The following is a 25,961-nucleotide window of genomic DNA, read 5'->3' as shown; positions in this document are numbered from 1 at the left end:
GCCGTGCCCTGACACCACCACTCAGCCAGCGAGCCGCGACGAAAGAGTGACGCAGTCAACACGCCCGTAATTCGCCCGGGTCATCAGCGCGATGACCGATCTTGTAGAAAGGGTGTGGTGCAAAGGGGTATGCCTGAGCGCAACGCGCAAGCAGGATCGTGTTGGTCCTCGTGACCAGCGGATAGAAGGTGGTGAGACGCCAGGTCTCACGAGCAGCATGCCCCGCTGCCTTGATGCGTACCCCGAGTCATGAATCGGAGGAACAGGCCTTGACACCGAGATCTTCATAGAAGGGGCGAATTCATTCGCCAACCGGTCCGCAGGGCCGGCCCGGTTTTCCCCGGGGACGCTTCGCATCCCTCGGCGAATGAATTCGCCCCCACATCCAGCAGCTCTTATCTCCGAGCTCATCCCACAACAAGAAGGAACACTCATGACTCGTGAAGCATTCCCCGAAGGCGTCGCCCTGGTAGTGGGCGGCAGTGGTGGCATGGGCCAGGCAATCTGCGAGCGCCTGGCCGAGGCCGGAAGCGATGTCGTGCTCACCTATCACCGCAACGCCGAACGCGCCGAAGCTGTGGTGGCCGCGGTGCGTGAACGCGGGCGCAATGCACAAGCGCTGCAACTGACCCTCGGCGACGAGGCTTCCGTCACCGCCAGCCTGCAGCAGCTCACGGAAGGACGGCGTATCCATACCCTGGTGGTGGCATCGGGGTCGGACATTGCCCAGCCGAGGATCAGCGAACTGAACCTGGCGCAATGGAAGCGGGTGATCGATGCCGACCTCAACGGCTTCCTCAACCTCGTGCTCGGCGTGTTGCCGCACATGCGCGCCCATGGCGGCGGCTCCATCGTGCACATCAGCTCGGCCGGGCTGTTCCGCTGGCCGGAGGGCGACGTGCTGTCGGTGGCGCCCAAGGCGGCCATCGAGTCGTTGCTCCAGGGCATCGCCAAGGAGGAGGGGCGTTTCGGTATCCGCGCCAACAGCGTGGCCATCGGCGTGATCGATGCCGGCATCTTCCATCGCCTCTGGGCTGACGGCACCTTCGATGAGCAGTGGCGTGATGCCGTGCAGGCCAAGCTCTGCCTCAAACGCTGGGGCCAGGCTGAGGAAGTGGCCGAAGCTGTGGCCTTCCTCGCCTCCAGCCGTGCGGGGTACACCACTGGGCAGGTGCTGGCGGTGGATGGGGGATATGGGGTTTAGCCAGGGGGCGCAGTTCGAGGAGTGCAGCAGCGGCTGCACTTCTCAGGAAGCCGGGCGCAATCGTTGCCACAAAAAAGCCCCCAACCGGGGGCTTCTCCTTCAATCACTCACACCTCAAGGCTTGACGCCATGCAGCATCAGCTTCGCCTGGGCTTGCACCAATGGCGAGGCGGTGTAGTTGCCGTCGATCGGGGTGATCACTGCCTTGCCCAGCGATAGCTGATAGGCGTCGCCCTGCTTCTGTTCGGCCGTCGGCGCTGACGGCGCGACGAGGTTCATCCGCACCACACCGTCGGCACCCTGCTGCGGGGCGAAGACTACGCTGCCCCAATCGCCGATGGGCGCAAAGGCCACGCCCGTTACCTGGCCAGCTTCCAGCGCCGGGTAGTTGATGTTCAGCCCGGTGATGCCCGGCAGGCCGATCACGTTGGTTTCGCAGTAAGCCTTGGCCTTGCCGCGGCTCTTCTGGCACAGGCGCTTGGCTTCGGCGCCGATGGCGGCCGCACGGTTGATCACGCGGACGGCGAAGCGCGCCGTGTCGTCCATCGCATTGAGGGTCTTGAGGTAGCCGGCCTGCTGGTCCTGGGCGATCAACTGGAGGTCGATGGCGGTGGATACGGCCACCGCCGGCACGCCCTTGAACATGGCGCGAACAGCGGCGTTGACGGTGCCCGACATCTGCGTCAGCGGGCCGACGTTGTCACCGAAGTTGGTGCCGGAGACCACCAGGTCCGGGCGGCTGTCCTTCAGCAGCAGGTCGAGACCGACGTTCACCGCATCCACCGGAGTTCCGATGGCCGATGTCTTGCCGGCCGGCGGTGTGTAACCCGCAGGGGCACCGACGCAGTACTTGTCCTGGGCCAGTTGGGTGATGGCGACGGCCTGGCCGGGCACTACCACGCTGGCGGCGCCGATGCCGCTGCTGTCATTTTGCGGGCCTACCAGTGTCACCTGATGACCGGCAGCGATCAGTGCCTGGTAGACGGCATCGATGCCCGGTGCGCGGCAGCCGTCATCGTTGGTCAGGAGGATGTTAAGGGCGTTGGCCTGCAGCGACAGGCCGAGGGCGGTCAGGCTGATGCCGACGCTCAACAGCTTTTTCATTGTTGTTCCTCGTGAGGTGGGGTTGGTCAGGAAGCTGACCTTATGGTCAATTTGTTTCAGGTTTTCGAGGTGGCTGTTGCAACTGCTACCAGGAGGCGGGGCCATTGCGGCTTCCGCCTCGCGGCATGCTCGGGATCAGCGGCCCTGCTTGCGCAGGCTCGCGACGGTGAAGTTGCTGGAGTCGAAGTCGCTGGCGTTGAGCTTCGGGGCGTCCTGGTCGTTGATCAGGCGGTCGGCCAGGTAGGACCCGGCGATCAGATCGTGGTAGACGGCGACGCGGGCGTGAAAGCCTTGCAGCTCGTAGGCGTAGATCGAGGCCTGCATGTTGGTTCGCCAGAGCTGGCCCTTGCCGTCGTAGTTGTCAGCCAGGGCGGCGGCCCAGGTGTCTTCGTCCAGGTACATCACGCGCTTGCCGTAGACGTGGCGCTTGCCGGGCTTGAGGGTGGCTTCCAGCACCCAGACGCGGTGCTTCTCGTAGCGCATGTACTCGGGGTTGATGTGGCCGCTGGTGGCCAGCAACTGGTCGAGCTTCACCGACGGGTCGTCGAGCCGGTAGTTGTTGTAGGGGATGTACAGCTCCTTCTTGCCTACCAGCTTCCAGTCGTAGCGGTCGGGTGCGCCGTTGAACAGGCGGTCCTCGTCCATCACGCGGAAACCGCCGGCGCCGTACGGCGTGTCGTAGGCCACGGTGGGGGCACGGCGCACGCGACGGTTGCCGGGCAGGTACTGCCAGCTCTGGCGCGGCTGGGCCAGTGGGTCAGTGAACTCGTTGCCGAGGAAGATCTCGCCACGCTTCCGGGTGGGCTCCATGGTGGTGATCATGAAGTGCGCCTGGATGCCGTTGAAGGCCTCCGCGTTGCCGCTAGGGTCGGTCCAGGGCGAGAGGATCTTGTAGTTCACCAGTTCGAACTGGCGATTTCCGTTGGCCAGGGTCAGGGCCATCTTGTAGGTGGCGTCCTCTTTCCAGGCCACGGTGTGGAGGTTGTGGTTCCACATCAGCTCGTAGCCGTTCTTCGGGATGGGGAAGGGGGCGCCGCCGTAGGCATTGGCCACGCCGTTGCCATCGTTGACCAGCTCGGCGTTGAGCGCGTTCTGCTTGATGGCATCTTCCACCCACTGGCCATACCGGAAGTCCCGGTGGCTGGGGTAGATCGGCATGGTGAAACTCTGTGGATAGCGCTGGAACAGCGCCTTCTGGCCGTCGGACAACTGGTCGGCGTACTGCGCCATGTTCTCGGCAGTGATGACGAACAGCGGCTTCTCGCCGGCGTAGGGATCGGGGTGTTTGTTGCCGCTGCCGGCGAACTGGACCTGCGGCGGTGCGCCGCGCCACTTGCCGCTCCAGGCGGGAATGCTGCCGTCGGCGTTGCCGGCTTTCTCGGCGCCGGTGGGGGTGAGTTCCTGGCCCAGGCGCGCGGCTTCTTCGGGGCTGACTTTGGCCAGGGCGGGAGCGCTGGCGATGCTGGCGGCAAGCAGGGCGCCCAGCAGGGGCGAGGGGTATCTCGAGAACATGTTCAAGGTTTCCGTGAGGGGTCCAGGGAAAGCCCTGGCCCCGCCGCCTTGCGCGGACGGGTGCCAGGGCGGCGCTTGGGCTATTTGCCCAGCTTGCGGAGGTTGCCGGCGGTGAAGTAGCTGGCGTCGAAGGCGGCGTCGTTCAGTCGGGCCGGGGCCAGGCCGTTGACCAGACGGTCGGCCAGGTAGGAGCCGGCGATCAGGTCCTGGTAAATCGCGACGCGGGCGTGGAAGGCCTGGATCTCATAGGCGTAGACCGAGGTCTGGGTATTGGTACGCCAGAGTTGCCCCTTGCCGTCGTAGTTGTCGCCCAGGGCGGCGGCCCAGCTGTCCTCGTCGAGGTAGAACACGCGCTTGCCGTAGACGTGGCGCTTGCCGGGCTTGAGGGTGGCTTCCAGCACCCAGACGCGGTGCAGTTCGAAGCGCACCTTGTCGAGGTTGATGTGGCCGGTACCGGAGGTCAGCTCGCTGGCGGGCATGTCCGGGTCGTCCAGGGCGTAGTTGTTGTAGGGGATGTACAGCTCCTTCTTGCCCACCAGTTTCCAGTCGTAGCGGTCGGGGGCGCCGTTGAACAGGCGGTCCTCGTCCATCACGCGGAAGCCGCCGGCGCCGTAGGGCGTGTCGTAGCCGACGGTGGGCGCACGGCGCACGCGGCGGTTGCCGGGCAGGTACTGCCAGGCCTGGCGGGGCTTGGCCAGCGGGTCGGTGAAGTCGCAGCTGAGGATGATCTCGCCCTTCTTCCGCGCCGGCTCCTGGGTGCTGATCATGGCGCAGGCCTGGGTACCGTCGAAATTGTCGACCGAGCCCTTGGGGTCATCCCAGAGGGAGAGGATCTGGTAGCCGACCTTCTCTTCCACCCGACTGTTGTTGGCCAGCACCAGGGCCATCTGGTAGGTGGCCTCTTCCTTCCAGGCGCGAGCCGGCAGGTTCTGGTTCCACATCAACTCGTAGCCGTTTTTCGGAATGGGGAAGGGAGAACCGCCGAAGGCGTTGGCCACGCCGTTGCCATCACTCACCAGCTCGGCGTTGAGGGCGTTGTACTTGATGTTGGCTTCCACCACGGGCGAGAAGCGGAAGTCGCGATGGCTGGGGTAGACCACTATCCGGTAGGTATTCGGGTAGCGCTTGAACAGGGCCAATTGGCCGTCGGAAAGCTTGTCCTTGTATTGCTCGACGTTGGCTGCGGTGATGGTGAACAGCGGCTTCTCGTCGGCATAGGGATCGGGGCGCTTGCTGCCGGTTCCGTCGTACTTCACATGGGGCGGGGCGCCCAGCCATTTGCCGCTCCATGCCGGAATGCTGCCATCGGCGTTGCCGGCCATCTCGGCACCCATGGGCGTCAGGTCCTGGCCCAGGCGGGCGGCTTCTTCGGGGCTGACCTTGGCCAGCACCGAAGTGCTGGCCAGGCTGGCGGCGAAGAGGGCGATGAGGAGCGGTTTGTTGTTCTGCGCTTGCATCTCGTCTCTCCTGCTGCGGTGGATCAGAAGCTGTATTTGGCGCTGAGACCGAAGTTGTCGCGGTCGGCCAGAGGGGTGTCGCCGGCATCACCCAGGAAGGCGTTGTAGCGGGCCTCGATGGTGAAGTTGTTGAGGTAGCGCCAGGTGGTGCCGATGCCGAGGCGGTCGTCGCCTTCACCCATGCCGAAGCTGCCGGCCAGGGAAGAGTTGCCGCCGAGGGACTGGCTGTAGATCAGCGGGATGGTCAGGTCCCAGCCTTCGAAGAGGTTCAGGTAGTCCAGCGACAGGTTGAGGGTGTAGCCCCAGGCGCTCTTGTCGTTGTAGAGCTTGTCGGTGTTGTTGGTGGTCATGGGGAAGAAGCCACCCACGCCATCTGGAACGAACACGTTGAAGCTGGGTGCGCGGTCGTTGTCGAGCACCTCGTTGTAGCCAACCTCGCCGGTCAGGGTGGTGTTGTCGGCGATCGGCAGGTTGCCGAACGCGTGGATGAAGGACACCTGCGCCTGCATGGTCTTGGCGCGCACCGCATGCGGGGTCAGGCCGGTATCCACCAGTACGGGCTGGCCGTCGCGATAGCTCACTTCGCCGCTGACGTTGGTTTCGCCGAGTACGGTGGAGAAGCTCGCGCCGTAGAGGTCGATGTCGTCGAAGTAGCGGACCTGGTAGTTGCCGGCGTTCCAGTTGGTGAGGAAGTCGAGCGTTGGCGCCTTGTCGTGGAAACGCACGTAGTAGAGGCCGAACTCGGTGTTGTTCAGCGACTCGGCCACATAGGTCATGGCCAGGCCGTACTGGCCGCTGTCGCCGGGTTTGTCGTCCTTCAGGCGGCGGGTCATGCCGAAGGCATCGGTGAAGCCGCCTTCGTCCATCTGGTCGGTGACCGAGAAGAAGCTACCGACGCCGTCGATCTCGGTTTTCTCCCATTCGTACTGGTAGTACGCCTGCAGGCCGAGGTTGTCGGTGACGCTGATCTGGCCGAACACCTGGCCCACCGGCAGGAAGATTTCCTTCACCTCGACGCCGGGGGTGTTCACCTTGGTGCCATCGGCCGGGCTCATGGCCGAGGAGATGCCGTTGGCGATGAACAGGCTCTCGCCCCAGCTCACGACCTGGTCACCCACCCGCAGGTTGAGGTCGTGTCCGCCCATGTCCCAGGCGCCATACACATAGGAGTCGAGCAGGCGGATGTCCTTGCCGTGCTGGTCGATGGTGTCCTGCGGGAAGTGATTGGCCTGGGAGCAACCGCCACCGGCGAAGCAGTTGGAGGTGCCGGTGCCGTTGTCATTGCTGCGGTTGTAGACGTCGTCGTAGAAGCCGCTGGCGCGCATGAACAGACCGAAGTCCTGGCGCCAGTTGAAGTTGGCTTCGGTGAGGAAGCTGGCGCGGTTGGTGATCAGGCTGCCCTTGTCGAAGGCGTTGTTGCCGTCGTCGATGTTGGCGATGGCCGGATTCGGGGAGCCGTTGGACAGCGCGTGGTCCCGCGATTCGGTGCGCCAGGCCAGTGCGTAGGTGAGGGTGGTGTCCCAGGAAATCTTCAGATCATCGTTGGGCTGGAATGCCAGCGCGTGGCTCAGCCCTGCGTGGCTGAGCGCCAGACCCACGCAAGCAGTACGGATCGCAAGGTGAAGCGGCTGAAGGGAGTGGCCTTTTTTTGTTCTTATCATGTTGTCGCTCTCGGCTTGGCTGGGCACAGCTCGGTCTGCCAGGCCCAAGGTTGAGTTGAGTGTGGCGGCCTGACTATGTGGTCACGGATGCAGGGCAACATCGTCCGAAAAGACTAAGCGGCTTGTGCGATTCGCAGTCCCGTGGCCGCTAGTCCCAACGGACGATGTTGGCGCCAGGTGGGCTGCCGAGAATCCGGCTGGATTGCGCAAACAGAACAACAAGGGAGTTACCCGATGAGCGCGAACAGCCCGCAGTGGGATGACAGTTGCGACGTATTGGTGGTGGGTTCGGGAGCCGGCGCCATGACCGCCGCGCTGCGTGCCCATGACCTTGGTTCGAAGGTGCTGGTGGTGGAGAAGAGCGACCGCTACGGCGGCACGTCCGCCATTTCCGGCGGCGGTATCTGGATTCCCTGCAACCACCGCATCGCGGCCCTGGGTGGGCAGGACTCGGCCGAGGAAGCCATTGCCTACATCCACGCGGTGACCCACGGCGAAATCGACGACGGTCGCATCGAGGCCTACGTGGAGCAGGGCCACGTGGTGGTGCGCTACCTCGAAGAGCGCTCCCGCGTGCGCTTCGAGGCCCAGCCGCGTTATGCCGACTACTACCCGGAAGTGCCCGGCGGCAAGCCCGGCTTCCGCTCCATGGACCCGCTGCCCTTCGACGCCCGGGAGCTGGGTGACGAATTTGCCCGCATGCGCGAGCCGTCTCCCGGCACCCTGATGATGGGCCGCATGGGCATGACCATGAAGGAAGCCCAGGTGTTGCTTTGCCGCGGTCCGGGCTGGTTCGGCCTGACCCTGAAGATCTTCTGGCGCTACTGGCGCGACCTGGCGGGCCGCCTGCGTTCCAGGCGCGACCGTTTTCTCACCCTGGGCAATGCCCTGGTCGCCGCGTTGCGCTGTTCCCTGCTCGACCGCCAGGTGCCGGTGTGGCTGGACTGCCGGCTGGAACGCCTGATCGAGGAAGAGGGGCGGGTAGTCGGTGCCGAGTTGGTTCGCGCCGGCCGTCTCCTGCGGGTTCGCGCCCAGCACGGGGTGGTACTGGGCGCCGGTGGCTTTGAGCGCAACCAGGTCATGCGCAGCCAGTACCACGCACAACCCTCACGCAGCGACTGGAGTGCCACGCCGCCCTACAACACGGGCGATGCCATCCGCGCCGGCCAGGCGCTGGGTGCCGCCACCGCGCTGATGGACCACAGCTGGTGGGCGCCGACTACCCATGTCGAGGGTGAGGAGAAGCAGCGTGCACTGTTCGTCGAGCGCACCCTGCCTGGCTGCGTCATGGTGAATTCGGCGGGGCAGCGCTTCGTCAACGAAGCGGCGCCCTACACCGACATCGTCTACGCCATGTACGAGAACAACCGCGAGGGGGCTACCAGCGTGCCTTGCTGGCTGGTCTTCGATGCCGAGTTCCGCCGCAAGTACCCCTGTGGTGCGCTGCTGCCCGGCTACGCCATGCCCGACAGCCGTTTGCCCAGGCACCTGCACAGCTACTTCCACAAGGCCGACAGCCTGCACGAACTGGCGGAAAAGACCGGTATCGACGCTATGGGCCTGCTGCGCACCATCGACCGCTTCAACCCGATGGCCGAGGCGGGCAAGGACCTCGATTTCCACAAGGGCGATTCACTCTTCGACCGCTACTACGGCGACCCGACGGTGACCCCCAATCCCTGCCTGGCGCCGCTGTTGAAGGCACCGTTCTATGCGGTGAAGGTGGATGCCGGTGACATCGGCACCAAGGGCGGTCTGCTCACCGATGTGCATGCCCGCGTGCTGCGCGAGGACCGCACGCCCATTGACGGGCTCTACGCCATTGGCAACAGCGCCGCCTCGATGATGGGCCGGACCTATCCCGGTGCCGGCTCGACCATTGGTCCGGCGATGGTCTTCGGCTTCCTGGCGGCCAACCACATTCACAGCGCCGAGCAGGACCTGCCGCAAACGGCCCCCATCGCGCGCCAGGCCTGAGCCCGTCCTGGAAATCGCCGGTAACGGCTTCAACCTCTGAACCACCAGCTTTGGCTGACTGCAGCAAGGAACCCTCATATGAACGTGAACAACACTCCCGTTGCCGTGGTGACCGGCGCCAGTCGTGGTGTCGGCAAGGGCATCGCCATCGCCTTGGGCGCGGCGGGCATGACCGTCTACCTGAGTGGCCGTTCGGCCACCCAGAGCAACAGCCAATTGCGCGGCCAGACCCTGCCGGGCAGCCTGGCGGATACCGCCGAGGCTGTCACCCGCGCCGGCGGCAAGGGCATCGCGGTGCCCTGCGATCACCGTGACGATGCGCAGGTGCGCGAGCTCTTCGCCCGCGTCGAGCGCGAGCAGGGGCGTCTCGACCTGCTGGTGAACAACGCCGCCTTCCTCCACGAGAACCTGATCGATCCCGGTCCCTTCTGGGAGAAGCCCCTGGAGATGGTGGACATACTCGACGTCGGCCTGCGCTCGGCCTATGTCGCGAGCTACCACGCGGCGCCGCTGCTGGTGCGCAACGGCCGGGGGCTGATCGCCTTCGTGTCTTCCTACGGTGCCGGTTGCTACATGCACGGGCCCGCCTATGGGGCGCAGAAGGCGGGCTGCGACAAGTTCGCCGCGGACATGGCAGTGGATCTGGAAGGCACGGGCGTCGCTGCGCTGTCGCTCTGGCTGGGGCCGCAGCGTACCGAGCGTACCGCCATCGCCGGCGCCGAACGCGCCGAGCAGTACGAGGCCTTCATGGCCATGGCGGAAACCCCGGAGTTCAATGGCCGGGTCATCCACGCGCTGCTGAACGATCCGAACCTCCAGGCACTGAGCGGGCAGACCCTGGTCACTGCGGAGCTGGCCCTGGGCTATGGCATCAGCGAGGCCGAGGGCCGTCAGCCGCCGTCCTACCGCGAGATGCTCGGCTCGCCACGCACGCAGCACCCCGCGCGGGTCATTTGATCGGCCGATGGCACAAGGAAAGAGGCCCGCAATCGCGGGCCTCTTTCTGTGCTTAGCCTTCGCCTCCCTCAGCCCCAGTAAGCCTGGCCGCCGTCCAGCGGAATGGTGGCACCGGTCAGGTAGCGGGCGTTGTCGCTGACGAGGAAGGCCACGGTGCGGCCGATATCCTGTTCGCAGTCGCCGACCCGGCGCAGCGGAATGCTGCTGAAGTAGGCTTCGGCCTCTTCCGGGTTGGCTTCGATCCAGCCGCGCAGCCCGGGTGACAGGGCGTGGGGGGCGATGACGTTGACGCGGATGCCGTCCACGCCCCATTCGCAGGCGGCGCCACGGCTGAGCGAGCGGATCGCTTCCTTGGTGGCGGCGTAGTGGCCGTAACCGGAGGCGTCCCAGCGCACGGCGGCGGCGGAGGCCAGGTTGACCACCGCGCCATCGCCCTTGAGGTGCGGGTAGCAGGCGCGCATCAGGCGCAGGGTGGCCATTGGTCCGGAGTCGATACCCTGCATGAAGGCTTCGTCACTGACGTCGAGGATGCGGCCCAGCGGCACGATGTGCGCGTTGTTGACCAGGATGTTCAGACCGCCGAAGGCCTCCACCACCTTTGCGACGCAGCGGTCTATGTCCGCCTGGCTTATCACGTCGCACTCCACGGCCAGGGCCTGACCGCCACGGCGACGGATCTCCGTGCAGGTCTCTTCCAGAGTGGCGAGGGTGCGGCCGGCGACGGCCACCCGGGCACCTTCGGCTGCGAGCGCGTAGGCGATGCCCTGGCCGACACCCTGGCCGCCACCGGTGACCAGCGCCACCTTGCCTTGCAACATGTTCATCGGGGTTGATTCCTTCATGGCTGGGTGGCTCCGGCGGCGATTCCGGAGATCAGTTGCGCGTTGTCGATGCGCAGCTCGGCACCGTTGACGAAGCGCGATTCGTCCGAGGCGAGGAACAGCACCAGGTTGGCCACATCCTCGGGCATGCACATGCGCGCCATGGGGTTGTCGGCGATGCCCAGCGCCACGGGATCGAGGCCGGGTACCAGGGCCTGGGTCATGGGTGTCCAGATGCCATCCGGGTGGATCGAGTTGCAGCGGATGCGATAGCCGCTGCTCTTGCAGTGCACCGCCACGCTGCGGGTCAGTGCGGTGACCGCGCCCTTGGAGGCGCTGTAGGCACACATGGGGGGCAGGCCGCCGAGGGCGGCAATCGAGGACATCATGATGATCGAGCCGCCGCTGGCATTCTGCTTCATCGCCTCGATGGCGTACTTGCAGCCGAGGAAGTAGCCGTCGGCGTTCACCCGCAGCACGTTGCGCCACTGCTGCAGGCTGGCCTGCTCGATGCTACCCAGGGGGCAGATGGCGGCGTTGTTGACCAGCACGTCCAGGCGGCCAAAGCGCTCCAGGGTTTGGGTGATGGCACGCTGCCAGTGCTCTTCTTCGGCGACATCCAGCTCGACGAACAGGGCGTTGGCGCCGATCTCGGCGGCCAGGGCCTGGCCACCCTCGCGGTCGATGTCCGCCAGCACCACACGGGCGCCTTCGGCGGCCAGCAGCAGGGCGTCGGCCTTGCCGACTCCGCTGGCGGCACCTGTGATCAGGACCACCTTGTCTTCCACGCGTTTCATTCAGGACTCCTCATGCTGGCCTGGCCGGCCAGGGCATCCGCAGGGCGACCGCGCCATGCAGGGTCACCACCGGGTCGTCCAGGCGGGGATTGCGGCACAGTTCGTTGCCGCCTTCGATGGCCAGGTTCTGGCCGGTGATTCGCACGGTCTTGCCGTTGAAACTGAAACCGGGCCCCTCCGGCACGGCGTCCGGGCTGAACAGACGGGCCAGGGCTTGCTGGCGCCGTTGGTCCATCGCCTGTGCAAAACGGCAGACGAGTGCGTAGCGCGCTTGCTTGTGCGATGCCGCGGACATGCGGGGAGCCTCCTGATGCGGCCTGCTTCGATACAGGTGCGGGGACACTCGCATTGGCGGCGTGGTGGGGCATCGTCCGAGGGGACTAAGGCGGCGCCGTGGTAGCAGGGCGCGTTTGTTGCACCTGGGTCGGGGGCTGCCTGGCGCGCCGGTGTTGCAAAGCGGGACATTGGCCATAATGTTGGCTTCCCACCCTTCTTGCTGCGGAGACCCTCCATGTACCAGAAGACCCTTATCGCTGGTTGGGGCGACATGGATTTCAACTCCCACATGCGCAACACCGCCTACCTCGACAAGTCCGCCGATGTTCGCATGATGTATTTCGCCGATCATGGCTTTCCCATGTCCGAGTTCCGCCGCCTGCGCCTGGGCCCGGTGGTGATGAAGGACGAGATCGAATACTTCCGCGAATTCCACCTGCTCGACGAACTGGACATCACCATGAGCGCCGCCGGCTTGGCGACGGATGGCAGCCGGATGTTGCTGCGCAACGCGTTCTTCCGCAGCGGCACGCTGGCGGCACGGGTAACGTCCACTGTTGGCTGGTTCGACCTGGAGCAACGCAAGCTGACCGTCCCGCCGGCCAATCTGCTGGTGGCGCTCCAGGCCATGGACAAGACCGAGGATTTTCGCGAACTGCCCAGTAGCAGTCGCTGAGGAGCCGGGGCGATGAGCATCCGCATCGTCCGGCTGGGTACGCCACGGGCCGCGGGGGAGGGGGTGCGCATCGGCACGGTCCGGCGGCCACCGCGCGGTGTGCCCAGGGCCGAGTTCGCCAGCCGCGACTACTACGACACCTGGCTACCGCTGCTGGCCCCCAGCGCCGAGCTGATGGCCGAGGGCAAGGCCGTCGAAAGCGACGCCGACTGGGCGCGCTTCGCCAAGCGTTACCGCGCGGAAATGGAAGGCGGGGAGGGCGCGCGGGTGCTCGACCTGCTGGCAGCCCTGTCCCATGGCAGCGACTTCGCCGTGGGCTGCTACTGCGAAAACGAGGCGCGCTGCCATCGCTCCCTGTTGCGCCAGTTGCTGGCTGAGCGCGGCGCCTCGATTCGCTGATCCTCGTGGCGAAGTTCGCCCACGCTCTCCCTCTGGCGAACATTCGACCAAAGGCGCAAAATCGCGCCCCGTCGACGGAAGGCACTGAGTACTTTTACTTCTTCATTCCTATACTTAGCCGGTATCGGTCCTACATTTCATTTCCTCCTTTCTTCTTTACTTACGTTACTGGACGCATCGTGAAAATTCGCAGTTCGATCGCCAAACTGTTCGTTCTGGGTTCCTGCCTGTTCGTTCTTGCAGGTTCGCCAGCCCAAGCCCAGGAACAGTCCTTGCCGGCACGTGACCCGGCCAAGCTGCAACTGTCGTCGCGCAGTGCTGTGCTGGTGGACCTCAACAGCGGCAAGCTGCTCTATGCACGCAATCCGACCCGCGTGATGCCCATCGCGTCGGTGACCAAGTTGATGGTTGCGGTGGTGGTGCTGGAGTCCAGGCAACCACTGGACGAAGTGCTGACCGTCACCATTCGCGACAACCGCGAAATGCGCGGGGTCTATTCGCGGGTGCGCCTGGGCAGCCAGCTGAGCCGTCGCGAATTGCTGCACATCGCCCTGATGTCTTCGGAAAACCGCGCCACTTCGACCCTGGCCCACCACTACCCGGGTGGTTACCGGGCCTTCATTGCGGCGATGAATGCCAAGGCGCGCGCGCTGGGAATGAAGAGCACGCGCTATGTCGAGCCCACCGGCCTGTCGCCGCTGAACGTATCCACCGCCAACGACCTGGTGGTGCTGCTGAAGGAAACCCGCAAGTTCCCGCTGATGACCCAGCTCAGCACCACCGAGAGCAAGACCGTCACCTTCGTCAAGCCGCGCTACAGCCTGGGGTTCCGCAACACCAACGGCCTGGTGCGCAAGCCGAACTGGAGCATCCAACTGACCAAGACCGGCTTCACCAATGACGCCGGCCATTGCCTGGTGATGCTGACCCGCATGAATCAGCGACCGGTGGCCATGGTGCTGCTGGATGCCTACGGCAAGTACACCCACATGGCCGACGCGACGCGCATGCGCCGCTGGCTGGAAACCGGCACCAGCGGCAAGGTGCCGGCGGGGGCTCTGGCCCACAGCCGCTAGCGCACCCTGCGCAAACGAAGAAGCCAGCCCCTGGGGCTGGCTTCTTCGTTTCGGGCCGAGGTGGAGCGGCTTCAGGCCTCGGCTGCCATTGCTTCCGGCAGGGTGTCGCCGCGCTTGCGCACTGCGCGGTGCAGCAGGCTGGAGACCATGAAGCCGATTACCGCCAACACGCTCATCAGCCCGAACACGTAGGTATAACCCTGTTCCCCCGGGTAGTGGTCGAGGATGGCGCCGTAGATGACGTACGCGAACATGCCCGGTGCGTAGCCGATCAGGCAGCCGATACCGAAGGCAGAGCCGGTGATGCGCGAGGGAATGCCGACCTCGCTCATGGGCGCCCAGAACACGCCGCGCATGGTGAAGACGATCAGCGCGAACGACAGGGTGGCCGCCATCCCGGCGTAGATGAAGCTTTCCCCTGTGGGAATCGTCAGGATCACTGCCATGACCGGCAGCAGCGCCAGGAATGCCCACTTCAGGTAGCGGCTCGGGCTCTGGAAGCCCTTGTCCGCCATGAAGCCACCGGCCGGACCGCCGAGCACCTTGAGGAAGTACTGGTTGATGATCCCGTAGGCACCGACCAGCGCGACCGGCAAGTGGTACATGTCCTTCAAGTAGGGGATGAAGTAGGTCAGGCCGCAATAGACGATGTAGACCATGAACACGTTGAGGCTGACCAGCCAGATACCCGGTACTCGCACCGCTTCCAGCAGGCCGGCCAGACCGATGGTTTCAGTGCTGGCAGGGCCTCGCTTGCTTTCCTTGAGCAGGAACCAGGTGAGCAGGCCCGCGCCGATATCGATCACCGAATAGAACAGAATGGCCGATTTCAGGCCGGCTTCGCCCGAGCCCATGGCGACGAACACGCCCAGGGCAGAGAAGGCCACCAGGGTATCGACCACACCACGGCCGCCTTCCAGGAAGCCGAACATCCGTCCCTGCTCGGTATCGTCGCCCAGGTTGCGAACGGCCTTGAGCAAGGCGGGCCAATAAATGCAGTCGGCGCAGATGGCGAACAGGCTGAACACGATCAGCAACTGGCTGTAGCCGGGGAAGGTTGCCAGGTAAAGGCCCAGCGCGCCGGTGCCGATCAGGCCCAGGGGTATCAGTTTGCGGGTGTCGAAGCGGTCCGCCAGGAAGCCGCCGACCACGAACAGGGCGGTAGCGATGATGGCGTTCGCGCTGAGCAGGGTACCGATCTCGGTGTGGCTCAGGCCCATGTGTTCCTGCATGGGCACGTAGAAGGCGTCTTTCAGGTTGGCGAGCTTGTAGATGGTCCCGCCGCCGAGGACGAGGATCAGGAATCTGAGCCACTTGGCCTTAGCCTGTGCTGTCATTTTTGTTCTCCACAGTATCAAGGGGTGAATTGCTGGCGGCGGGTCAGGCGCAGGATTGGCCGGCCTCGGTCAGCGTGAGTTCGGCCAGCACGCGCAACTCGGTGAGCAGCCCGCGGACATGCCGGACCTGGTTGTTCGCCCAACGGTGCTCGTCGGCCATCATGCGGTCGGCCGTGTAGCCGGGCGGCAGGGCGGTTTCGCTCATCTCCCGGTAGGGGATGAAGGGATCTTCCGCCTCGTCCGATTGGCGGAACGACGGGGCGATGTAGTGGTTTTCCTGCTCCAGGATGAAGGCGATCACCTGGGGCGCGTGCTCGCCGAGCATCAGCAGTTCGAACAGCATCCGTGCGCCGGGCAGGTCGTCGTCGGGGCTGCCATGGAGCACGCCGTAGTGGCCGAAGCCGTTCTGTTCGGGGACGATGCGCACGCCCTTGAGGTGTACCTGGCGGATGTACGGGGAAAGCGCCTGAAGCGCGGGAAGCGGTTGCTCGCAGGCGTTAATCATGTTGCCGAAGTCGAACAGCGCGTTCAGGCGCGGGTTGCCGGCTTGACGCAGCAGTTGCGCAATCTCGCCGCTCTTGAGCTCCTCGTGCTGCTCGAAGTCGAAGTGCAGGTCGTGCTGGTCGGCCAGTTGGCCGAGGTACTGGAGGTCTGCCTCGATCAGCGCCATGACCCGCGAAAGGTGACCCTCGTAGCGCGAGTAGACGCGGATGTTGCGGGTGCCTATCGCCTGGGCGACGGCCACCACTTGGTCGACGTCTTCGCGGCGCGTGCTGCTGATCTCAAGGTGCACGTCCAGTCCCAGCTCGCGCGCCTTGTCGGCGAAGGCACGGAGCTGGGCCGGGCTCATCTGCGACAGGCTGTTCTCTTCACCGTCCAGCAGGTGCAGGCTCAGGCCCTGCAGTTCATGGCGGTAGGCGAAGTCCAGCAGGTCCTCGGGCTTGAGCCGGCCGTGGGTGAGGTTGGTCAGAAGCGGGTAGCCGTGGGCGAACAGGCGGAGGCTTTCGAGACGTGCCAGCAGGCGGGTGGCGAGGTCTGGCGTCAGGACCGGAGGCGGGGCTTCACTGCTGGCGTTCTGGCGCAGCAGCGCGGCAAAGCGTGCTTGGATAGCGTTCATTCTTGTCATTCCTGAAAAAGGTGCCGGGTTGGCCGGCGCTGCCTTTATCTCTCCGGAATGGCGCTATCGATATAGCCATTATTTTTTAATTGTTATGACCACTTTGGGTGGGCACCGTTACAGGCGGTAGCCGAGATTCGCCAGGGCCCTTGCCAGAGCCTCGACTTTCTCGACGGCCTGTTCCTCGGGGGTACCGGCAAAGCCAATCAGCAATCCCGGAGGCAGGTACCGCTTGATGCAGTAGTCGCCCAGTCCATAGGTGTAGATCTGCTGCTGGGCCAGCCCCTGAGCGACGGCGTTGTCGTCCTCGCCCTCGTCGAGCCAGCCGATCAGGTGCAGGCCCGCTTCCACGGGGTTGACCCGCATGAAGCCACCCAGGCGGCGCTGCAATTGCTCGAGCAGCCGTTCCTGGCGTGCGCGGTAGAGCGTTCGCATGCGGCGGATGTGACCGAGGAAGTGCCCCTCGACGATGAAATCTGCGGTGGTTGCCTGGTGCAGGGTGGAGGGGCTGCGGTCCATCACCGCGCGGATGGCACAGAAGGGCTCCACCAGGGCCTCCGGCAGGATCACGTAGCCCAGGCGCAGCGAGGGGTAAAGCACCTTGCTGAAGGTGCCGACGTAGATGACCTTCTGCCATTGATCCATGGCGAACAGCGCCGGTAGCGGACGACCGACATAGCGGAATTCGCTGTCGCAGTCGTCCTCCACTATCCAGCCATGGCCACGGCCGGCCCACTCGATCAGTTCCAGGCGTCGGGCATAGCTCATGGTGGTGCCGAGCGGATGCTGGCGCGAAGGCGTGGTGAACGCGAGGCGGGCGTCCGGACATTCGCGCAGGCCCTGCTGCACGTCGAGGCCCTGATCGTCGATGCGCAGCGGAACCAGCCGGCAGCCCTGGGCCTGGAAGGCGATGCGCGCGGCGATGTGGCCGGGGTCTTCCATCCACACGCCGTCCTGCGGGTCGAGCAACAGCATGCCAAGCAGGTTGAAGGCCTGCTGGGCGCCGGATACCACCACGACCTGGTCCACGCTGCACTCTATTCCGCGAGCGTCGAAGACGTATTCGACGATGGCCTCGCGCAGGCGCTGCAGGCCTTTCAGTTCGCCGTAGCCGAGCAGCGCCTTGGTGGGATGGCGGAGGTGTCGGTTCATCAGGCGCTTCCACACCGGCAGGGGAAAGGCATCGTAGGCCGGGTGGCTGGGCAAGAAGGAAGTCGGGCACTCGGGCGCCCAGGTGGCATAGGACACCCCGCCGAAATGCTCGCTGCGCAGGGAGTGCACGGACTGACTCAGGCTCGACAGGCGCGGCGGCTTGCGCGGGCTATCGGCAGCGGCATCACGGCGCTCCCATTCGTCGCCGACATAGGTGCCGGCGCCGGTGCGTGGCGCCAGGAAACCTTCGGCGGTCAGTTGGTCGAACGCGTTGAGGATGGTGATCCGCGACAGCTCCAGCTCCTTGCATAGCGTGCGGGTGGAGGGCAGTCGTGTGCCACCCGGTAGCCGGCCGCTGAGGATCTGCTTGCGCACTTGCAGATAGAGCTGGCGGTAGAGGGGAATGGCGCTGGCGCGGTCCAGCTCGATTGCTGTCAGCAACATGCCGCCGGGTGACTTCATTCTGTGCCTGCCTCGTCGTGTCGAACTCGGTGCGGGTGTCTATTGTGCGTCAGCCTGGCCAGGGAACGTGGCAGGGCGTCGTTCAGTCCGTGCGGTGCAGCCGTGCTTCCAGCGCCCTGATCAGGCTTTGCGCGTGCTCGTGGAGTATCTCAGTGGCGGTATCCACCAGCACGGAGGAGGGCCGGAACTCGGGCCGGATCAGCTGCACGCGAAAGGGAATCGACGTGCGCAGGCGCCGTATCTGCAGGCCCCGGCCCGCTTCGTCCAGGGCACTCAGCGGGTTGACGATGGCCAGCCCCAGGCCCTGGCGGACCATGGCGCAGACCGAGGCGGCGGTGCTGGTTTCCACGACCATCCGGCGCTCCACCCCGGCGGCGAGGAAGTGGGCGTCCAGGCTCTGCCGATAGATGTCCAGGCCGGCCAGACTGATGAAGGGTTGCCCATGGAAGTCCGCCAACTCCAGCTCGGGTCGCGCCAGCAGTTCGTGGCCTTCAGGCAGCACGCAGACCATATCTGCAGCGAACAGCGTCGAACCTTGGGTTCCGCGCGGCAGGATGTCGGTTTCCGAAAGCCCAAGATCATGTCGCTGGCCACTGAGGGACTCCTCCAGCAGCGGCGATTCCTGGGCGCTGATGGACAGGCGCACGCCGGGATGGCGTTCGAGGAAGGCCTGGCAGAAGCCGGGAAGCAGGGTCTGGGCGAACACCGGCAGGCCAGTGATGGCCAGTTGGCCCTGGTCGAATCGGCGGATGGCCTGGGCGGCACCGACGATGCGTTCCAGCCCGGCGTAGGAGCGTTGCACTTCATCGAACAGCGCCAGGCCCTGGGCAGTGGGCGCCAGGCGGCCGCCCTCACGGTCGAACAGACGGAAGCCCAGCAGGTGCTCGAAGCGCGCCAGCTCGCGGCTCACCGTGGGCTGCGAGGTGAACAGCAGGCGCGCGGCGCCGGTTACGCTGCCGGCGGTCATGACCGCGCGGAAGACTTCGATATGGCGGATGGAAAGGTCCATGGGGCGCTCGGGAGCAGGTGACTGTGCATATCAATAATGAATGGTGTCAGCAAAAATTGGTATTTTATTGAATTGCTCGGCCTCGACATCATGGCGCCATTCCTTTCCAGGAGGCCGCCATGCGCCCGAATATTCCCGCCGCCACCCTCGCCAACCTTGCCCGTGAACACGGCACCCCGCTGTGGTGCTATGACGCTGCGGTGATCCGTGAGCGCATCGCCCAGCTCAAGGGGTTTGATGTGATCCGTTTTGCCCAGAAGGCCTGCTCCAACCTGAGCATCCTGCGCCTGATGCGCGAGGAAGGCGTGCAGGTGGACGCGGTATCCCTCGGCGAAATCGAGCGCGCGTTGCTGGCTGGCTATTCGCCCAAGGGCGAACCGGCCGGCGTGGTGCTGACCTGCGACCTGCTTGACCGCCCGACCCTGGCGCGTGCCGTGGAACTGGGCATCGAGGTCAACGTCGGCTCCATCGACATGCTCACCCAGCTCGGTCAGGCAAGCCCTGGCCACCGTGTCTGGCTGCGCATCAACCCCGGTTTCGGCCATGGCCACAGCCAGAAGACCAACACCGGCGGCGAGAACAGCAAGCACGGCATCTGGCACAGCCAACTGGATGCGGCGATGGCGGTGATCCGCGACTACGGCCTGGTGCTGGTGGGGCTGCACATGCACATCGGTTCGGGCGTGGATTACAGCCACCTGGAAGAAGTCTGCGGTGCGATGGTCGGCGCGGTGCGTGACCTGGGCTGCGACCTGGAAGCCATCTCCGCCGGCGGCGGCCTGTCCATTCCCTATCGCGATGGCGATCCGGTGGTGGATATCCCGCGCTACGCCGAACTGTGGAACCTGGCCCGGCGCGAGATCGAAGGCATCGTCAAGCATCCGGTGCGCCTGGAGCTGGAACCGGGCCGCTTCCTGGTCGCCGAGTCCGGCTGCCTGCTGAGCGAAGTACGCGCCACCAAGGATGTCGGCAATAACCACTTCGTCCTGGTGGACGCCGGCTTCAACGACCTGATGCGCCCGTCCATGTACGGCAGCTTCCACGCCATGACCCTGCTGGACGACGCCGGTAATCCGGTCAATGCTCCCAGCCGCCCGACAGTGGTCGCCGGCCCGCTGTGCGAGTCCGGTGACGTCTTCACCCAGCACGACGGCGGTCTGGTAGCCCCGCGCGAGCTGCCGGCTGCGCAGGTCGGCGATTTGTTGCTGATCCACGACACCGGTGCCTACGGTGCCTCCATGTCCTCCAACTACAACAGCCGTCCGCTGCTGCCGGAGGTACTGGTGGATGGCGACGAGGCCCGCCTGATTCGCCGTCGCCAGACCCTGGCCGACCTGCTGGCGCTGGAGCAGTTCTGAGTGCTCTGCTCGCCTCTCCCACCGGGAGAGGGGCCGGGGATGAGGGTTGTTTCCGTCACGCGGATGTATCCGAGGCCGGATGCGTTGGGATTCATTGCGCTCTGCGCCAACTGACGAACCTTCCCCATGGCGCCTGCAACCGCCACAATGCGGCGCCATGACTTTCGACTCCCCCCTTGCCGCCTACCGCCATGCTCTGGAGCAAGGCGGTTTCCAGCCGGATGCCGCCCAGCGCCATGCCGTCGACTGCCTGCAGGCCTGCCATGAGGCGTTGCATCGCGCCGGTGAAGTGACCGGCGTCTACCTTTGGGGCCCTGTTGGACGCGGCAAGACCTGGCTGATGGACCGCTTCCATCAGAGCCTCAAGGTCCCGGCGCGGCGCCAGCACTTCCATCACTTCATGCGCTGGGTTCACCAGCGCCTGTTCCAGCTCACCGGCACACCGGACCCGCTCCATGCGTTGGCGCGTGAGCTGGGTCGGGATGTACGGGTGCTGTGTTTCGATGAGTTGTTCGTCAATGACATCGGCGACGCTATGCTGCTCGGCCGCCTGTTGCGGGCGATGTTCGAGGAAGGCGTGGCCATGGTCGCCACTTCCAACCAGCCGCCGCAGCAGCTCTATGCCGACGGTTTCAACCGCGAGCGCTTCCTTCCAGCCATCGAGGCAATCGAGCGGCATATGCAGGTCGTAGCGGTGGATGGCGATCAGGACCATCGGTTGCACCCCGGTGCGGCTCATCAGCGCTACTGGGTGGCCGAGCCTGGTCGACCCAGCGCCCTGGCTGAGGTGTTCGAGCGGCTGGCGGCGGGCCAGGGCAGTTCCAGCGCTGCCGTGGAGCTGGGCCATCGTCCGGTGCCGGTCGTGCGCCAATGTGCCACGGCGGTCTGGTTCCGCTACGAAGACCTGTGCCAGCAGCCACTCGCCGCGCTGGATTTCATCGCACTGTGCGACCGCTTCCAGGCGATTCTCCTGGGAGAGGTGCCCAACCTCAGCGCTGCCCGTCGCGAAGGGCGCATCGCGCGTGGCACCGAAGATGGCGCTGAGCGAGTGGCCGCTGGCGATCGGGAGCTGCCGCAACTGTCCGTACATGACGATGGTGTGCGCCGCTTCATTGCCCTTGTGGACGAGTGCTACGACCGTCGTGTGCCGCTCTACGTGGAGGCCGCCGTGGCCATGGACCGCCTCTACACCGACGGCTACCTGGAGTTCCCCTTCCGTCGCACCCTGAGCCGGCTGCGGGAGATGCAACTGGAACGCTTCTAAGCGGCATCTGCCTTCTTAACATTTGTTAATGCCTCTGCTGCATCGGCCCCCAACAATCGGCGCACAACAACGCGCAGGTCCAGGAGGCCGCCATGTCCAGCCAAGCTCCCACCACTGTCTACGAACTGTTGCAGGCCTCGGCGTCGCGCCACCCGGAGCGGACTGCCCTGACCTTTATCCACAGCCTGGGGGCAGAGATCGGTGAGCAGAACTTGAGCTACGCGGCGTTCTTTGCCCAGCTCAACCGCAGCGCGCGGCTGTTGCTGGAGCTGGCGGGAACCCGCAAACCGGTGATCACACTGTTGCTGCCGAACATTGCACAGAGTCAGTGCCTGCTCTGGGCGGCGGCCAGTATCGGCATCGCCAACCCGATCAACCCATTGCTGAATGAAGACGCTCTGGTCAGCTTGATGGAAAAGGCCGGCACTGACCTGGTGGTGGCCCTGGGCCCGGTGGCGGGTTCCGACCTGTGGCAGAAGGCCCAGGGCGCCTCCGTGCGTTTACCGAACAAGCCGAAGTGCATATCGGTGCTGACGCAGGGCGGGGAGTTCTTCTATGACGCGTTGCTCGGGGGTTACAGCGACGCTGCGTTGGAGCCTGCTCTTTTGCCTCGGCCGGAGGATAGCGCTGCCTACTTCCACACCGGCGGCACCACCGGCCTGCCCAAGCTGGCCCGGCAGACCCATGCCAACCAGGTGGCGGCAGCCTGTGCCTATCGCGCTTGCATGGAGGCCGGCCCGGAGGACGTGGCACTGAATGGCCTGCCGATCTTCCATGTGGCCGGCGCCCTGGTGAACAGCCTGGGCGGCCTGGCCAGTGGATTGCGCATGCTGCTGCCGACCCTGGGTGGGTTCCGCAATCCAGAGGTGATCCGCCAGCACTGGCGGCTGGTGGAGCACTACGGCATCACCCTGAGCGGCGGCATACCCACCTCGGTTGCGGCCATGCTCGAAGTGCCCATCGACGGACGCGACATCGGCAGCCTGCGCTTCATGCTCTCCGGCGGCGCGCCCGTACCGGCGGCCCTGTGCGAAAAGGTGAAGGCGGTTACCGGGCTGGAGCTGTACCAGGCCTATGGCATGACTGAATGCACCGGCGTGATCGCCTTGCCCAACCTGGCCAGCCCGGCGATTCCCGGGAGTGCCGGGCATGTGGCGCGGCCCATCGAGGTGAAAATCGATGGTGGGGAAATCTGCGTTCGCGGGCCAACCGTGTTCGCCGGCTACCTGGGGCAGGACATTCCATCCCTGGAGGACGGCTGGCTGCGCAGTGGCGACCTTGGGCATCTGGACGAGCAGGGCAACCTGTTCATTACCGGGCGTGCCAAGGACCTGATCATCCGCAGTGGCCACAACATCGACCCGGCGCTGATCGAAAGTTGCCTGGAAAGCCACCCGGCGGTGTCCATGGCTGCCGCCGTGGGCATGCCGGACGAGTATGCAGGCGAGCTACCGGTGGTCTACGTGCAACTGCGCCAGGGGCAGACGGCAAGCAGCGACGAGTTGCAGCAGTTCGCGTTCGACCATATCGCCGAACGCCCGGCCTGCCCGAAGCGGGTGTTCCAGGTGCAAGCCCTGCCGGTGACTGTGGTGGGCAAGATATTCAAGCAGCGTCTGCGGGAAATGGCGGCGGCCAGTGTCTATCGCGAGCGGGTCGCCAGTCGCTGCCCGATGCTGGGCTGCGAGGTGGTGCAAGGTGCTGATGGCGGTCTGTGGATAACGCTGACGGATGTCCCGGCCGAGCAGCACGACTTCTGTGTGGAGCGTGCCGAGGCCCTGGGTTTGCGGGTACGGGAGGTGGTCAGCGGTCCTGCCTGCGCTTGACCCGCGAGAAAGACACCGGGTCCATCCCCAGATAGCTGGCCAACTGGTACTGCGGCACCCGATCCAGCAGCCAGGCTTCGTGCTCCATCAGCCACTGGTAGCGTTGCTCGCTGTTGCTGGTGAGCAGCAGCGCCTCGCGGTCCTCGTTGCGCAACATGATCTGGCGGGTCACCAGATCCTGCATCTGTTGCAGTTGGGGGAAGCGCTTGCCCTGCTGGCTGAGAATCGCCAGCGGCAGGCTGGCCAGCCGGCACCGTTCCACCGCGGCGATGCTGTAGGTGCAGGGCTGCTGCTTGAGGTGGGCGCTGAGGGACCCGATCATTTGGCCCTCGCGGAAGAAGGTCTTGTTCCACTGCCGACCTTCGGGGGACAGGTAGTAGTAGCGCGCGACGCCGGAAAGGATGACGTAGAAGTGGGTGGGACGTTCGCCAGCGCGGATGATCAACTGGTCGCGGTCGTAGTCGCGCAGCTTGAGCGCCTGCATCAGGCAATCCTGTAGCGCCGGATCGGTCATGCCGTGGGCACGGAAGATGTCCTGCAACTGGACCAGGGTATCGGCGGGGATCATGGGGTTCGGCCTGTGGGCGATGGGTTTATCTAAGCACAGGCGCGCACGTTGCCCCCAATCGAGAATTGCCCGCCGCTCTACCGTGCCTGACACTAGACTCCTTTCAGCCCCAACCAAGAAGGATCACCTCGTGTCCCCAAGCCAACAAGACAGCTGGGCCCAGATCTGCCTCGCCGCCGGCCTTGACCCGAAAAAGCGCCTGGCCGCCCGTCAGGCCGTGCTCGACCATGCCGATGCCCTGGACTGCACCCTCTATCGCCCCGATGAGAATGACCTGGACGCCGAAGAGGAAGACCTCGGCGATGCGCGTGTTCTGTTTACCGGGCCTTTCCAGGCCCCGGCCGAATGGAGCGAGCAGGATCGCGAAGACTACTTCGGTGACATCGACCCTTCGTCCTTCGTCACGGCGCTGATTGAGTGCCAGGCCGATCCGGCGACCCGCGATTTCTTCCTCGCGGATGCCGGCGATTTCGTCGCGGTAGTCACCGCGACCGGTGACGTGCAGATGTTCTACCTCTACGACTGCAGCGAAGACGATGACGGTCTGCACTGTGTGCTGGTGCGGGAAGACGAGGAAGCCTGATTCCTCCGGTGGACTTAACCCCCGGCGGGAGATACGGCACGGTTCAACCCGCCGCTGCCGTCTTCAGCACGTACTGGCTGGTGGGGAGCGCGTCGATCTTGTCGAAATCGATGAAGCGGTTGCAGCTCTCCATCATGGCCGCAAGGTTCTTCTGGAACTTCTCCTCGTCACCCACGGCGTCGAAGAAGGCCATGGGATCGGTCATCGCGGCCGGCGGGAAAGCTTCTTCCACAATGGCGTCCAACGGCGCGGCGCCGTGGGTCAGGGCTCGTACCACCAGGTTCTGCACGTAGAGGAAGTTGTCCTGGGTGTCGATGGCTACCTGGGTATGGTAGTTGCGCCAGGTATCCAGCCAGGCGTCCCGGGTCAGGCGCGGTGGGCAGCTGAGGAAGGCGATCTGCGAAAAACCGTGGGTGCGCTGGCCAGGGTGGGCGGGGAAACGCGTATTGCGGATCGCCACCGACTCGCACACCAGGTAGGCCGCCAGGCGGCTGCTGGTCGCTGCCAGGACTTCATCCAGGGGCCGACGGCTTTGCGCGTTGGCGCTGTCGACCCAGAGCGACACGACCGCATCCGCCAACGGCCGGTTGTTCTCCTGTCGCAGTCCCGCGGCGGGGGCGACATCGGCGTCGGCCAGGTTCACCTGCAGGCCACGGCCGCCCAAGGTGAAGAGTTGCTCGGCAACTCCACCCCGCAGGCGCTGGGAAAAGGCGTCGAGGCTGTCCGACGGATTGCGCCACAGGGTGTAGATGATCTTTTCCACGGCAAGGTCCCTCAATAGGCAGTGAGTTCGGCCAGGTTTCGGCCGGGCCGACAGAACATGCAACGCGCGCCGGGGCGCTGCATCGTCTGGCCGGACTAGCGTCTTCGTACTCGCACAAAACAAAACGGGCCCGAAGGCCCGTTCTGCATTCCTCACTCCGCGGCTCAGGTCAGTCCGTTCTGTTTGCGGAAGTAGGGAATCACGTGTTCGCCGATGTTCTTCAGGGTTTCGATCTGCGCCCACTGGGGCACGGTGCCCATCTGGCAGATGAAGAGGATTTCGTCGGCGCCGGCGTCGATCAGGCGCTGCACGTAGCCGATGCAGTCGTTCACGGTGCCGTAGGCATGGTTGGGGTTCATCATCGCCATGGTCGGGTCGGAGAAGTCCACGGTGACTTCCTCTGAGGCGAAGCGCGACTTGATCACGGCCTGGCCGTTGCCGTCGATGAAGGTGTCGTCCTTCCACTTTTCCGGGTCCGGGCGTTCGCCGCCGGCGTACCAGTAGGCCAGCGATTCCATGAAGTAGCGCTGGCCGCGGATGCCGATGTGGCGGGCCTGCTCGTTGTCGTCGAGGACGATGGCCGGGCAGAGGGCGGCGATGTGGCGGTT

Annotated in this window: 23 protein-coding genes and 1 pseudogene; 10 read left to right on the top strand and 14 right to left on the bottom strand. The window is 65.1% G+C overall.

Translation table 11 applies throughout. The annotated features are described in order from the left end of the window. The first annotated feature begins 433 nt into the window (after positions 1 to 433). Positions 434 to 1,204 carry an SDR family NAD(P)-dependent oxidoreductase gene (locus tag G559_RS0122420; protein WP_028630391.1) on the top strand — a complete coding sequence of 257 codons (771 nt, stop codon included), beginning with the start codon at positions 434 to 436 and terminating at the stop codon, positions 1,202 to 1,204. Positions 1,205 to 1,318: 114 nt separating this feature from the next. Here the strand turns inward: G559_RS0122420 and G559_RS0122415 are convergent, their stop codons facing one another. From G559_RS0122415 to G559_RS0122400, 4 genes are all read right to left on the bottom strand, one after another. Beyond that, on the bottom strand, positions 1,319 to 2,308 hold the full coding sequence (locus tag G559_RS0122415; RefSeq protein WP_028630390.1) for a 5'/3'-nucleotidase SurE: 990 nt from the start codon (positions 2,306 to 2,308) through the stop codon (positions 1,319 to 1,321). 135 nt (positions 2,309 to 2,443) lie between these two features. Beyond that, a complete protein-coding gene (locus G559_RS0122410) occupies positions 2,444 to 3,820 on the bottom strand; it encodes a DUF1329 domain-containing protein (protein WP_028630389.1) in 1,377 nt (458 codons plus the stop codon). A gap of 80 nt (positions 3,821 to 3,900) precedes the next feature. Further along, positions 3,901 to 5,277 carry a DUF1329 domain-containing protein gene (locus tag G559_RS0122405; RefSeq protein ID WP_028630388.1) on the bottom strand — a complete coding sequence of 459 codons (1,377 nt, stop codon included), beginning with the start codon at positions 5,275 to 5,277 and terminating at the stop codon, positions 3,901 to 3,903. A gap of 23 nt (positions 5,278 to 5,300) precedes the next feature. Beyond that, positions 5,301 to 6,938 carry a DUF1302 domain-containing protein gene (locus G559_RS0122400; RefSeq protein WP_028630387.1) on the bottom strand — a complete coding sequence of 546 codons (1,638 nt, stop codon included), beginning with the start codon at positions 6,936 to 6,938 and terminating at the stop codon, positions 5,301 to 5,303. A 234-nt stretch (positions 6,939 to 7,172) separates the two neighbouring features. Between G559_RS0122400 and G559_RS0122395 the strand changes: the two genes are divergently transcribed. Both G559_RS0122395 and G559_RS0122390 read left to right on the top strand, forming a co-directional pair. Further along, positions 7,173 to 8,915 carry an FAD-binding protein gene (locus G559_RS0122395; protein WP_028630386.1) on the top strand — a complete coding sequence of 581 codons (1,743 nt, stop codon included), beginning with the start codon at positions 7,173 to 7,175 and terminating at the stop codon, positions 8,913 to 8,915. A gap of 78 nt (positions 8,916 to 8,993) precedes the next feature. Further along, entirely contained in the window at positions 8,994 to 9,872 is an 879-nt protein-coding gene (locus G559_RS0122390; RefSeq protein ID WP_028630385.1) for an SDR family NAD(P)-dependent oxidoreductase, read from the top strand. 68 nt (positions 9,873 to 9,940) lie between these two features. Here the strand turns inward: G559_RS0122390 and G559_RS0122385 are convergent, their stop codons facing one another. The 3 genes from G559_RS0122385 to G559_RS30825 are packed head-to-tail and all read right to left on the bottom strand — an operon-like array spanning position 9,941 to position 11,785. Then, positions 9,941 to 10,696 (bottom strand): SDR family NAD(P)-dependent oxidoreductase, encoded by a 756-nt coding sequence (locus G559_RS0122385; protein ID WP_028630384.1) that lies wholly within the window; start codon positions 10,694 to 10,696, stop codon positions 9,941 to 9,943. A 14-nt stretch (positions 10,697 to 10,710) separates the two neighbouring features. Beyond that, complete coding sequence (locus G559_RS0122380; RefSeq protein WP_028630383.1) at positions 10,711 to 11,490, bottom strand: glucose 1-dehydrogenase; 780 nt, start codon at positions 11,488 to 11,490, stop codon at positions 10,711 to 10,713. Between the two features lie 10 nt (positions 11,491 to 11,500). Then, complete coding sequence (locus tag G559_RS30825; protein WP_028630382.1) at positions 11,501 to 11,785, bottom strand: nuclear transport factor 2 family protein; 285 nt, start codon at positions 11,783 to 11,785, stop codon at positions 11,501 to 11,503. Between the two features lie 216 nt (positions 11,786 to 12,001). On the opposite strand from G559_RS30825, the gene G559_RS0122370 reads away from it, so the two are divergent. The 3 genes from G559_RS0122370 to pbpG all read left to right on the top strand — a co-directional run bounded on the left by G559_RS0122370 (position 12,002) and on the right by pbpG (position 13,917). Next, positions 12,002 to 12,442 carry a thioesterase family protein gene (locus G559_RS0122370; protein ID WP_028630381.1) on the top strand — a complete coding sequence of 147 codons (441 nt, stop codon included), beginning with the start codon at positions 12,002 to 12,004 and terminating at the stop codon, positions 12,440 to 12,442. Between the two features lie 12 nt (positions 12,443 to 12,454). Beyond that, positions 12,455 to 12,841, top strand: a complete 387-nt coding sequence (locus G559_RS0122365) for a DUF488 domain-containing protein (RefSeq protein ID WP_028630380.1) — start codon at positions 12,455 to 12,457, stop codon at positions 12,839 to 12,841. 179 nt (positions 12,842 to 13,020) lie between these two features. Next, complete coding sequence (gene pbpG / locus G559_RS0122360; protein ID WP_028630379.1) at positions 13,021 to 13,917, top strand: D-alanyl-D-alanine endopeptidase; 897 nt, start codon at positions 13,021 to 13,023, stop codon at positions 13,915 to 13,917. 71 nt (positions 13,918 to 13,988) lie between these two features. On the opposite strand, the gene G559_RS0122355 is transcribed toward pbpG, so the two are convergent. The 4 genes from G559_RS0122355 to G559_RS0122340 all read right to left on the bottom strand — a co-directional run bounded on the left by G559_RS0122355 (position 13,989) and on the right by G559_RS0122340 (position 18,994). Next, positions 13,989 to 15,254 (bottom strand): MFS transporter, encoded by a 1,266-nt coding sequence (locus G559_RS0122355; RefSeq protein ID WP_028630378.1) that lies wholly within the window; start codon positions 15,252 to 15,254, stop codon positions 13,989 to 13,991. A gap of 43 nt (positions 15,255 to 15,297) precedes the next feature. Further along, on the bottom strand, positions 15,298 to 16,371 hold the full coding sequence (locus G559_RS0122350) for a sugar phosphate isomerase/epimerase family protein (protein ID WP_028630377.1): 1,074 nt from the start codon (positions 16,369 to 16,371) through the stop codon (positions 15,298 to 15,300). Positions 16,372 to 16,488: 117 nt separating this feature from the next. Further along, entirely contained in the window at positions 16,489 to 17,985 is a 1,497-nt protein-coding gene (pdxR, locus tag G559_RS0122345; RefSeq protein WP_028630376.1) for a MocR-like pyridoxine biosynthesis transcription factor PdxR, read from the bottom strand. 82 nt (positions 17,986 to 18,067) lie between these two features. Continuing rightward, on the bottom strand, positions 18,068 to 18,994 hold the full coding sequence (locus G559_RS0122340; RefSeq protein ID WP_028630375.1) for a LysR family transcriptional regulator: 927 nt from the start codon (positions 18,992 to 18,994) through the stop codon (positions 18,068 to 18,070). A 119-nt stretch (positions 18,995 to 19,113) separates the two neighbouring features. On the opposite strand from G559_RS0122340, the gene lysA reads away from it, so the two are divergent. The 3 genes from lysA to G559_RS0122325 all read left to right on the top strand — a co-directional run bounded on the left by lysA (position 19,114) and on the right by G559_RS0122325 (position 23,439). Next, positions 19,114 to 20,352, top strand: coding sequence for a diaminopimelate decarboxylase (gene lysA / locus G559_RS0122335; RefSeq protein WP_051246853.1), 1,239 nt, complete (start codon positions 19,114 to 19,116; stop codon positions 20,350 to 20,352). 157 nt (positions 20,353 to 20,509) lie between these two features. Further along, positions 20,510 to 21,616, top strand: a complete 1,107-nt coding sequence (zapE, locus tag G559_RS0122330; protein WP_028630373.1) for a cell division protein ZapE — start codon at positions 20,510 to 20,512, stop codon at positions 21,614 to 21,616. Between the two features lie 92 nt (positions 21,617 to 21,708). Next, complete coding sequence (locus G559_RS0122325) at positions 21,709 to 23,439, top strand: AMP-binding protein (protein WP_028630372.1); 1,731 nt, start codon at positions 21,709 to 21,711, stop codon at positions 23,437 to 23,439. On the opposite strand, the gene G559_RS0122320 is transcribed toward G559_RS0122325, so the two are convergent. Beyond that, complete coding sequence (locus tag G559_RS0122320; RefSeq protein WP_028630371.1) at positions 23,417 to 24,007, bottom strand: Crp/Fnr family transcriptional regulator; 591 nt, start codon at positions 24,005 to 24,007, stop codon at positions 23,417 to 23,419. The two genes, G559_RS0122325 and G559_RS0122320, sit on opposite strands and share 23 nt — an antisense overlap. 163 nt (positions 24,008 to 24,170) lie before the next feature. On the opposite strand from G559_RS0122320, the gene G559_RS0122315 reads away from it, so the two are divergent. Beyond that, complete coding sequence (locus G559_RS0122315) at positions 24,171 to 24,590, top strand: hypothetical protein (RefSeq protein ID WP_036997727.1); 420 nt, start codon at positions 24,171 to 24,173, stop codon at positions 24,588 to 24,590. 43 nt (positions 24,591 to 24,633) lie between these two features. On the opposite strand, the gene G559_RS0122310 is transcribed toward G559_RS0122315, so the two are convergent. Together G559_RS0122310 and G559_RS0122305 are read right to left on the bottom strand one after the other, a co-directional pair. Beyond that, positions 24,634 to 25,353, bottom strand: a complete 720-nt coding sequence (locus G559_RS0122310; protein ID WP_028630369.1) for an EthD domain-containing protein — start codon at positions 25,351 to 25,353, stop codon at positions 24,634 to 24,636. A gap of 164 nt (positions 25,354 to 25,517) precedes the next feature. After that, positions 25,518 to 25,961 (bottom strand): annotated as a pseudogene (locus tag G559_RS0122305) (LLM class flavin-dependent oxidoreductase); the annotation flags it as partial.

The organism is Metapseudomonas resinovorans DSM 21078, assembly GCF_000423545.1.
GTDB lineage: Bacteria > Pseudomonadota > Gammaproteobacteria > Pseudomonadales > Pseudomonadaceae > Metapseudomonas > Metapseudomonas resinovorans.
Note: the sequence above shows the minus strand (reverse complement) of the source record. Positions and strands in the feature narration are given on the sequence as shown.

Coding starts and splice junctions, on each gene's coding strand:
- G559_RS0122340 (WP_028630375.1), bottom strand. CDS start 18,994: ATGGACCTTTCCATCCGCCATATCGAAGTCTTCCGCGCGGTCATGACC.
- lysA (WP_051246853.1), top strand. CDS start 19,114: ATGCGCCCGAATATTCCCGCCGCCACCCTCGCCAACCTTGCCCGTGAA.
- G559_RS0122410 (WP_028630389.1), bottom strand. CDS start 3,820: ATGTTCTCGAGATACCCCTCGCCCCTGCTGGGCGCCCTGCTTGCCGCC.
- G559_RS0122325 (WP_028630372.1), top strand. CDS start 21,709: ATGTCCAGCCAAGCTCCCACCACTGTCTACGAACTGTTGCAGGCCTCG.
- G559_RS0122355 (WP_028630378.1), bottom strand. CDS start 15,254: ATGACAGCACAGGCTAAGGCCAAGTGGCTCAGATTCCTGATCCTCGTC.
- G559_RS0122420 (WP_028630391.1), top strand. CDS start 434: ATGACTCGTGAAGCATTCCCCGAAGGCGTCGCCCTGGTAGTGGGCGGC.
- zapE (WP_028630373.1), top strand. CDS start 20,510: ATGACTTTCGACTCCCCCCTTGCCGCCTACCGCCATGCTCTGGAGCAA.
- G559_RS0122320 (WP_028630371.1), bottom strand. CDS start 24,007: ATGATCCCCGCCGATACCCTGGTCCAGTTGCAGGACATCTTCCGTGCC.
- G559_RS0122415 (WP_028630390.1), bottom strand. CDS start 2,308: ATGAAAAAGCTGTTGAGCGTCGGCATCAGCCTGACCGCCCTCGGCCTG.
- G559_RS30825 (WP_028630382.1), bottom strand. CDS start 11,785: ATGTCCGCGGCATCGCACAAGCAAGCGCGCTACGCACTCGTCTGCCGT.
- G559_RS0122400 (WP_028630387.1), bottom strand. CDS start 6,938: ATGATAAGAACAAAAAAAGGCCACTCCCTTCAGCCGCTTCACCTTGCG.
- G559_RS0122380 (WP_028630383.1), bottom strand. CDS start 11,490: ATGAAACGCGTGGAAGACAAGGTGGTCCTGATCACAGGTGCCGCCAGC.
- G559_RS0122395 (WP_028630386.1), top strand. CDS start 7,173: ATGAGCGCGAACAGCCCGCAGTGGGATGACAGTTGCGACGTATTGGTG.
- G559_RS0122385 (WP_028630384.1), bottom strand. CDS start 10,696: ATGAACATGTTGCAAGGCAAGGTGGCGCTGGTCACCGGTGGCGGCCAG.
- G559_RS0122405 (WP_028630388.1), bottom strand. CDS start 5,277: ATGCAAGCGCAGAACAACAAACCGCTCCTCATCGCCCTCTTCGCCGCC.
- G559_RS0122350 (WP_028630377.1), bottom strand. CDS start 16,371: ATGAACGCTATCCAAGCACGCTTTGCCGCGCTGCTGCGCCAGAACGCC.
- G559_RS0122365 (WP_028630380.1), top strand. CDS start 12,455: ATGAGCATCCGCATCGTCCGGCTGGGTACGCCACGGGCCGCGGGGGAG.
- pdxR (WP_028630376.1), bottom strand. CDS start 17,985: ATGAAGTCACCCGGCGGCATGTTGCTGACAGCAATCGAGCTGGACCGC.
- G559_RS0122390 (WP_028630385.1), top strand. CDS start 8,994: ATGAACGTGAACAACACTCCCGTTGCCGTGGTGACCGGCGCCAGTCGT.
- G559_RS0122370 (WP_028630381.1), top strand. CDS start 12,002: ATGTACCAGAAGACCCTTATCGCTGGTTGGGGCGACATGGATTTCAAC.